The 8,736-nt window shown below is 31.7% G+C and carries 7 protein-coding genes and 1 pseudogene; 1 reads left to right on the forward strand and 7 read right to left on the reverse strand.

Features of this window, described 5'->3' with window-relative positions; all coding sequences use genetic code 11:
* From RH98_RS15675 to RH98_RS14110, 7 genes and pseudogenes are all read right to left on the reverse strand, one after another.
* Positions 1–173 (reverse strand): annotated as a pseudogene (locus tag RH98_RS15675) (sodium:proton antiporter); the annotation flags it as partial.
* A 634-nt stretch (positions 174–807) separates the two neighbouring features.
* Entirely contained in the window at positions 808–1,269 is a 462-nt protein-coding gene (locus RH98_RS14085) for a hypothetical protein (RefSeq protein WP_010256367.1), read from the reverse strand.
* Positions 1,270–1,338: 69 nt separating this feature from the next.
* Entirely contained in the window at positions 1,339–2,157 is an 819-nt protein-coding gene (locus RH98_RS14090) for a 5'-nucleotidase, lipoprotein e(P4) family (protein ID WP_010256370.1), read from the reverse strand.
* Positions 2,158–2,309: 152 nt separating this feature from the next.
* Positions 2,310–3,245 (reverse strand): cysteine synthase A, encoded by a 936-nt coding sequence (gene cysK, locus RH98_RS14095; protein WP_010256374.1) that lies wholly within the window; start codon positions 3,243–3,245, stop codon positions 2,310–2,312.
* 21 nt (positions 3,246–3,266) lie between these two features.
* Positions 3,267–4,094, reverse strand: coding sequence for a serine O-acetyltransferase (locus tag RH98_RS14100; protein WP_010256377.1), 828 nt, complete (start codon positions 4,092–4,094; stop codon positions 3,267–3,269).
* Positions 4,095–4,632: 538 nt separating this feature from the next.
* Positions 4,633–6,450, reverse strand: a complete 1,818-nt coding sequence (locus tag RH98_RS14105; RefSeq protein WP_026038920.1) for a chloride channel protein — start codon at positions 6,448–6,450, stop codon at positions 4,633–4,635.
* 160 nt (positions 6,451–6,610) lie between these two features.
* Positions 6,611–7,210: an acyl carrier protein phosphodiesterase gene (locus RH98_RS14110; protein WP_010256382.1), complete on the reverse strand. Its 600-nt coding sequence runs from the start codon at positions 7,208–7,210 to the stop codon at positions 6,611–6,613.
* 104 nt (positions 7,211–7,314) lie between these two features.
* On the opposite strand from RH98_RS14110, the gene glmM reads away from it, so the two are divergent.
* The gene (glmM, locus tag RH98_RS14115; RefSeq protein ID WP_010256385.1) at positions 7,315–8,703 is read left to right on the forward strand and encodes a phosphoglucosamine mutase; all 1,389 of its coding nucleotides are present in this window, start codon (positions 7,315–7,317) and stop codon (positions 8,701–8,703) included.
* Positions 8,704–8,736: the final 33 nt, after the last annotated feature.

The raw sequence follows: 8,736 nt of genomic DNA on the forward strand, positions 1-8,736 counted from the left end.
ATAGCAATGGCAATTAAACCTCCTATAAGAAGTATAAATTGATTACTACCAGCTAATGCTTCATCTTCATAAACAAATACGTTAATTCCAAGAAGTATGATTAGCAAGATCATGGGTATGAGTGCTTGTAGTAGAGAAATTGGTTTGGCTTTTTTCTTTTTTGATGATTTCATTTTAGTTTTCTGTTGTTAATAGGGTTTCAATATATGAAAAAAACTAAGATCAAATAATAAAAATTATGATAATTGAAAGTATGTAGTTTTGAGAAATTATTTGTATACGCTTTAATTAAGTGATAATTGTTTAATAAATAGGGGGTGGATGACTTGTAAATGATTATTTGTTAGAGGTGTATTGATTCTTTTTTTGACAATCTAAGAACTTTATGTAAGCTTAATTCTAACTGACTTGAATAGTAAATAATCAATAGTGGAAATTTGATTGAATTAGTAAAGGTTATTTTGTGCTTTCTTACTTATACAAATATTGTACAACTAGATATGAATAATGGGCGATGCCTCCATGGTGAGTCCATGGTGAGTCCATAGTGCCTCTATTAAAATAGGGGTATTTAATAGAGTCATTATGTAGGGACGATGCACTTTTTATGTTAGCATCCAACATTATACTACTACAATATTCCTTTTGTTTAGAATATCAGTTATAAGTTTTTGATGGGAATCGATTTTTAGAGAAAGATCTTTTTTAGAGTTGAAGATATGTTTAATTACAGATAAACTCCTAAAAAAAAGCCTTATCATACATTTGATAAGGCTTTCTGTTTTATAGTTTGAAGTATAGTCTTCTTTATTTCTTAGTATAAGTAACGGTCATGTCTGCGTAGGTATCACCTAATACCATTTTATACTTTAGCGTAAGAACAGCAATTGTAAAGTTTGAAATTACTCTGCTTTCACGATCTTTATTGTCAAATACTATATTTTTATTATCAATGATTGAAGCTTTTTCTGTTGTTTCTACACCAGATTTAGATACTTCTTTAAAGATAACATTTTGTTTATCATTAATAATAAATTCTTCTAGTACGATAGGGTCTTTACCAAATGGCATACTGCTAAAAGGATAGTTAGTTCCTTTATGTACTTCATTTCCATCTTTATCGTAAGCGATATACGATACTTGGTAAGATTCCCATGTTCCTTCTAAAGATTTTCCTTGTGCAGGAATAGCGTCGTTGTCATCGCTAGAACAACTGTTCAATCCTATTACGATTGTAAAAATAGAAAGAAGTGTAAATAATTTCTTCATGTAAATATAGCTGTTAGTTTATTGTTTTTTAATAACGTTTAAAAAGGGGTAATTTATTTGTCGCTTTAATTAAAACCCTTTTACGCTACTATTGTAGATTTTATCTTTTTGTTCAGTAGATAAATCTTTTTTGTATTGGAATAAAGCAGCTTCCCAGTCACCATAACCAGTGTTTGGAAGTACAATAAATTTCTTACCAAATAATGCTCTATTGTTTTTTACGTTTTCTAAACGCTCACTTGGTGTTTTTTTGTCAAATAATGTAGAGAAGTCAGATAAGTTGTCTCCTAACAGCATTACTATTTCATGAGTTTCACTTAGTTTTTGGCGTCTAGTCTCTTTACTTGATTCAGCAGTTCTCACGATTACATGTGCATCATCAGCAAAAGGATAGTCGTATTTAACTAAGTTTTTCATTGTACCAGGTTTGTCGTTTTGATTTCTATTTGTAATATAGAATACTTCAACACCTTTAGAAGCAGCATATTTAAAGAATTCTTGGCTTCCTAATAACGGAATAGCTTCACCTTTTGAAGTCCATTCAGTCCAAGTTTCTTGGCTATATGATTTTCCTTCTCTTGCCATTCTGACAGCATATGGTGAGTTATCTAAGAATGTCTCATCAATATCTGTAACAATTGCTAATGGTTTTTCATGTTTTTCCTCTAATATGCGGTCTAATTGTAAAGTAGCGATATTAAAAGCCTGTGCACATAATGCTTGATATTCAGCAGCACTTTGTTGGAATACAGCAGCGTATAATTTACCGTTAACTTCAATGTTATTTAAAGCACTATCAGATGTAGCTACGGTACCTTGAGGGACTGAATTACATGCAGTTAGCGCTGCAAAAGCTAAGCCTGCAATAAGGAATGATTTTTTAAGCATGATTATCTATATTAACTGTTATGATACGCAAAATTACAACTTTAATTTTTAAAACGATTATTTGATTTATTGACTTGACAATTGTTGTCTTTATGCTTCATGAAAAAAGGCTTTCAAGTAACTGAAAGCCTTTAAATTATAGGGGTTAAATATTATTTTACTTCTGCTGATTTCTCATCAAATAAATCTGCAACTGACCAGTATCTTTCACCAGTATCATAGTTGAAAGTTAGAATAGTAGCTCCTTTTTCGAAATCAGGTAGTTTTTTAGCAATTGCAGCTAGAGAAGTTCCAGTAGATACTCCTGCCAAGATTCCTTCTTCACTTGCAATGCGATTCGTATATTGGTAAGCTTCATCTTTGTCAATTGTAATAATCCCATCAAAAATAGAAGTATTCACCACTTTAGGAATAAACCCTGCTCCAATACCTTGTAATGGGTGAGGACCTGGTTTTCCACCACTTAATACAGGTGAATTAGCTGGCTCTACAGCATATACTTTTAGGTTAGGAAATTTTTCTTTCAGAACTTCAGCTACTCCTGTAATATGTCCTCCTGTACCAACACCAGTAATTAAATAATCTATTCCTTCAGGGAAGTCATTTAATATTTCTTGAGCTGTTGTTTTGCGGTGAATCTCAGGATTAGCCATATTGTTGAACTGTTGAGGTACCCAAGAGTTTTCAATTTCTTCTGCTAGTTCTGTTGCTTTACTTACTGATCCTGCTGTACCTAATTCTTTTGGTGTCAAAACAAACTTTGCACCATAAGCAGCCATTAATTTACGTCTTTCAATACTCATTGATTCTGGCATTACAAGTATCAATTTGTATCCTTTTACAGCACAAACCATAGCAAGTCCTACGCCAGTATTTCCTGAAGTAGGTTCTATAATAGTTGTATCTTTATTAATAAGTCCTTTTGCTTCTGCATCTTCAATCATTGCAAGGGCAATACGGTCTTTTAAACTACCACCTGGATTTTGTTTCTCAAGTTTTACCCAAACATTAATATCTTCTGGGAAAAGTTTATTGATTTTGATATGAGGAGTATTTCCTATGGTTTCTAATACATTATTTACTTTCATACTATAATTGTTTTTTTTGATTTAGATTATAAAGTTAATAGGTTCTGGGTAATTTTCTTGATCTTTTGAGTAGATTTTACTCTTGCTATATAAAATAGAATTTGGTTTGACACTTTTTGTTAACCACACATTACCACCTATTATGCTGTCATGACCAATAGTGGTGTCTCCACCTAATATGGTTGCTCCTGAATAGATTATTACATTATCTTCAATATAGGGGTGACGTCTTGTATTAGCTTTATCTTTAGAAACAGATATTGCTCCTAACGTAACACCTTGATAAATTTTTACATTATTCCCTATTACACAAGTTTCTCCTATTACAATTCCAGTACCGTGGTCAATACAAAAATGGCTACCTATTGAGGCAGAAGGGTGGATGTCAATCCCTGTTTTACTATGGGCATATTCTGTCCAAATACGAGGAAGTAAGATTACGTTTTGCTTTTGTAATTGATGTGCAAAACGATAAATCGTAATAGCATAAAAACCAGGATAGGCGATATGTACTTCTTGTAGGCAAGTAGCAGCGGGGTCATTGTCTAAGATTGCTTGTGCATCTGTCTGCAATGTAAAATAAACAGAAGGCATTGCTTCAAAAAAGTCATCAGCTATTTTGTGGGATTTCTCAACGTTGTTATTGATGTTAAAAAGAATAGATATTAACTCATTCTTTAAAGTCTCAATACGTATTTTTAAAGCTTGTTCTGATAAGTATTTTTTATCTTCTAACTGAAATAAAAAGTGATATAACGTATCAATGTATTTTTCGATTCTATATTTATCTAAGAAAGATTGTGAGCTTTCATTCTTATGTAGCAGTTCTTTTATAAATTTCGCTTGCATTAAATGTAGTAATTAGAACTAATTATTAAATTATAATTTTCTTTGAAATAACTATTTTTATCAAAGTTTAATTGAAAAAAACAGAATATGTAAAAGTACTAATATATGCTGCTACAAGCGATATTTTAACAAAAAATAACATCGGGAAACAGCGTTTTGTTGAATAAAAAGCTGTATTTTATGATGTAATACTAGTAGTATCTCTTTTGGATACCAATTGTTAAAAACTAAGGATATCTCTTTTTCTTCAATTTAAAAGCAGTACATTTGTTATAGAATTACGAAGGCAAAGTAATTCAACACGCAACACATTATAGTGTATTTGTTTTCTGAAATAGATTTTTTATTTTTTAATTTCTTTTGAGCTGGCTACTTTAAAAGGGATTTGGTTTTGTTGTTCTATTTCAAGAATTTTTAAAACGAATCACATAAATTTGCAGAAAGAAGACCATCGTTTGATGGTCTTTTTTTATTTGTACCCTTTTCAAACTTTCTATAATAAGATAACGAAGTGTATATTGATATATTGCATTGTTAATTAATCAATTAACAATGATTTAAGATTTGTACGATAAGCTTCCATTAAGTCACTTTTTGCGACATATCCCACATATTTCTTATCTTTTTGAACCATTACGTAGGATAATTTATTTTTCTCAAAAGCTTCAAAATAAATCTTTGTACTGTCGTAGTAGGACAGAATGATCGCTGGTTCTATTAAATCTTGTATAGGTGTATATTTAGCCTGAAATGAGCTAAAAACAATGTTTCTAATCTTATCTAGTTGAATAATACCTATTACTTTATCACTTTCATCAAGTATCGGTATAAAATTTTGAGAAGTGTGTGTAAATATTTCAACTACATCAGAAGTAGTGTTTTTTAGGTTTAAGGTTTTAATATCATTTTTGATATGCTCTTGTGGATTAATAGTCGAAAGAATATTTGAGTCTTTATCAGAGGTAAATACTAATCCTGTAGTAGCAATACTTTTGATATCCATAGAGTATTTTTCCATATGTTTTGAGATAGCAAAACTTATAGAAGAAACGATTAATAATGGTACCATAAGCCCATATCCTCCCGTAATTTCTGCAATAAGGAAAATAGCGGTAAGTGGAGCGTGAAATAAGCCACTTAATACAGCTGCCATACCGACTACTGTGAAATTTTGAATTGGAATATCCTTTAAGCCAAATAGTGTAAGTAATTTAGCTAGTGAGAAACCTAAATAAGATCCAACAAATAGGGATGGGGCAAAGTTACCACCATTTCCACCACTACCTAAAGTAAGACCTACTGCAATAGTTTTGACAATTGCTGCTCCAAGTACAAATAATAGTAATACCCACTGATTTCCCATGGCACTACTCAATAGGGAATTGTTTAGAATGTTTTCAGGTGAATCACTAGTTAATATTTTAATGCTTTCATAACCTTCCCCAAACAATGTCGGAAATAAAAATATAAGACAAGCCAATAAGCTTGCACCAAATAAGGCTCTCTTATAGATGTGATTCTTATACTTAGAAGAGATATATTTTTCTGTTTTTCTAAACATACGTGCGTGATAAACACAGAAAAAACCAGATAATATTCCCAATAAAATATAGTAAAATGTATTACCCGTATCAAAAACTAATTGATTCTTAAATGACAATAAGATATCTTCTTTAATAATAAGATTAGAAACAATTGTCCCAGTTGCAGAAGCAATCATAATAGGGATAAAAGCTGATACGGAAACATCTACAATAATAATCTCAATAGCAAATAGTACACCAGCAATAGGAGCATTAAACGCGGCAGATATACCAGCCGCTACACCACATGCAAGAAGTAATATCCTGTCTTTATAGTTTAATCTATAATTTTGTGCATAATTAGAACCAAATGCTGCACCTGTAATAGCAATCGGTGACTCTAGTCCTAGTGATCCTCCCATACCTACAGTTAATGAGCTGGTAATAATTTGAGAATACATTTGTTTTCGAGGCATGATACCTGACTTTTTTGCCACGGCTATCATAATTTGATAAGTACCTTTTTCTATTGAACCGTTAAGAAACTTTTTGATTACAAATACAGTTAGTAATATACCTATAATAGGTAGAATACTATTTGTATAAGGTAAGTGGGATAAGTTGTCAATATAAGAGGCAAAACGAAAAACAGAGTGCGCGAAATACTTCAATACAATAACCGCAATAGCTGATGATGCGCCTACTAAAACACAAGATAGATATAGGAATTGACGATTAGAAAGTATTGATTTCAAAAAGAATAATATCCCTTCTGAATACTTAAAAACCTGATTCAAATAATATTTAATACGATGTTTATTGAAGAATTTCATGGTGCAAAAATAAATCAAAAAAGGATTAACTACATAGTGAGTTTTTTAAAAGATACTATTTTTTTATAAATAATGTTGAGTTATTCATAGTAATCATTGTTTGCTTGAATTTAAGTGATGGGAAATTTGTGCAGTTTATCAGTAAAAGCGCAATGTATCCTTAGGTAAGTAAGAAACGACTAGTCTTAGTAAATTCGGCAACATGGTCTTGTAATTCATCAAAAAACAATGTAAAGTCATTCTCAATTTCGTGGTAATGTAGCAATAATTCTTCTGTAGAATTTCCCATTTTAGAAATACCTTTAGTTCTGCGATCCATTTGCGTTAAGATATAGTGCAGTCCCTCAATTGTCTTATATTTTACTAACCAATTTTCTCTAAACATAATAGGCATAAAGTTCTGTATTTTTTCAGGGAGCAATGCTTGATGCTTTCGTAAAATAGTATAGAATTGTTCAGCATATTCTTCTAATGGAATATGAGAATAGCTTTGCCAGTTTTTTGCCAAAAAGTAGTCGTAGTACATATCAATGATCACAGCAGCATAATGATTATATTGTGGTACAATGAGTTTTTTACTCTTTCGCCAAAGTGGGTGATTATCAGTAAAGGTATCTATTTCTCTGTGTAAAAGTATTCCCTGTTGAATTCTAGTAGGATATTCCAAATAAGATTTACCTCTAACATTGTCTGCTATGAAGTTTCCGATTTTTAATAAGTCATCTTCTTGAGATAAATAGATATGGGCTAAAAAATTCATATGATAATTGTGTCCCCTCTAAAAATAGGGTATTTTACTAAATTATAGCTGAGGGGCTGTGGTAATTTATTTTATCTTTGTACTACAACAAAAATAGGAAACTTATGACATTAATAAAATCTATTTCTGGGATTCGTGGTACAATAGGAGGAAAAGTGGGTGATAACTTAACACCTATTGACGCTGTGAAATTCGCTTCAGCTTATGGAACATTCTTAAAAGATAATTCAGATAAAGATCAATTGACTGTGGTAGTAGGAAGAGATGCTCGTATCTCAGGACCTATGATTCACAACTTAGTTATTAATACCTTGATAGGATTGGGGATTAATGTAATTGATTTAGGATTATCTACAACTCCAACTGTGGAAGTAGCCGTTCCTTTGGAGAAAGCAGATGGAGGAATTATTCTTACTGCGTCACATAATCCAAAACAATGGAATGCACTAAAACTTTTAAATGAAAAAGGAGAATTTCTAAATGGCGAAGAAGGAGCTAAAATTATTGAATTAGCAGATAAAGATACTTACTCATTTGCTGATGTTGATCATTTAGGGGAAATTGTTCGAAAAGATAATTATATGGACATTCACATTGATGAAGTTTTAAAGTTAAAACTTGTTGATGTGGAAGCAGTGAAGAAAAGAAAGTTCAAAGTAGTAGTAGATGCAGTAAACTCGTCTGGAGGAATTGTTATTCCTGCATTACTTGAGCGTATGGGAGTAGAAGTAGTAAAACTATATTGTGAACCTAATGGTCATTTTCCGCATAATCCAGAACCGTTAAAAGAACATTTAGGTGATATCTGTGCATTAGTTACAAAAGAAAAAGCAGACTTTGGTATAGTGGTAGATCCAGATGTAGACAGACTAGCATTTATTTCTAACGATGGTGAGATGTTTGGTGAGGAATATACATTAGTTGCCGTAGCAGATTATGTATTAAGTCAAACGCCAGGAAATACAGTATCTAATCTTTCTTCTTCTCGTGCTTTAAGAGATGTAACAGAAAATAGAGGAGGTAAATATAATGCTTCAGCGGTAGGTGAGGTAAATGTGGTTACTTTAATGAAAGAAACTAATGCAGTGATTGGTGGAGAAGGTAACGGCGGAATCATCTATCCTGAGATTCACTATGGTAGAGATTCGTTAGTAGGAGTAGCTTTGTTTTTAACTTATTTAGCAAAACAAGACAAAACAGTAGCTGAATTAAGAGCTTCTTTTCCTCAATATTATATGAGTAAAAATAAGATCGAATTGACACCTAAATTAAATGTTGATATGATTCTTGAACAGATTGCTGAGAATTATAGCAATCAAGAAGTAAGTACTATTGATGGGGTGAAGATTGATTTCCCTACGTCATGGGTGCATTTACGTAAATCAAATACAGAACCTATTATCCGTATTTATACAGAAGCTCCTACACAAGAGGATGCTGACGGTCTAGCAGGTCGTATGATGGAGGAGTTAAGAGTAATAGCAGGTATTTAATACAAGCTTAAGACAAAGACTACTAAAAAAAAA

This window comes from Myroides injenensis M09-0166, from assembly GCF_000246945.1.
GTDB lineage: Bacteria > Bacteroidota > Bacteroidia > Flavobacteriales > Flavobacteriaceae > Flavobacterium > Flavobacterium injenense.

Excerpts from the sequence above, each read along its gene's own strand:
- RH98_RS14085 (WP_010256367.1), bottom strand. The coding sequence starts at position 1,269 with ATGAAGAAATTATTTACACTTCTTTCTATTTTTACAATCGTAATAGGA.
- RH98_RS14090 (WP_010256370.1), bottom strand. The coding sequence starts at position 2,157 with ATGCTTAAAAAATCATTCCTTATTGCAGGCTTAGCTTTTGCAGCGCTA.
- cysK (WP_010256374.1), bottom strand. The coding sequence starts at position 3,245 with ATGAAAGTAAATAATGTATTAGAAACCATAGGAAATACTCCTCATATC.
- RH98_RS14100 (WP_010256377.1), bottom strand. The coding sequence starts at position 4,094 with ATGCAAGCGAAATTTATAAAAGAACTGCTACATAAGAATGAAAGCTCA.
- RH98_RS14105 (WP_026038920.1), bottom strand. The coding sequence starts at position 6,450 with ATGAAATTCTTCAATAAACATCGTATTAAATATTATTTGAATCAGGTT.
- RH98_RS14110 (WP_010256382.1), bottom strand. The coding sequence starts at position 7,210 with ATGAATTTTTTAGCCCATATCTATTTATCTCAAGAAGATGACTTATTA.
- glmM (WP_010256385.1), top strand. The coding sequence starts at position 7,315 with ATGACATTAATAAAATCTATTTCTGGGATTCGTGGTACAATAGGAGGA.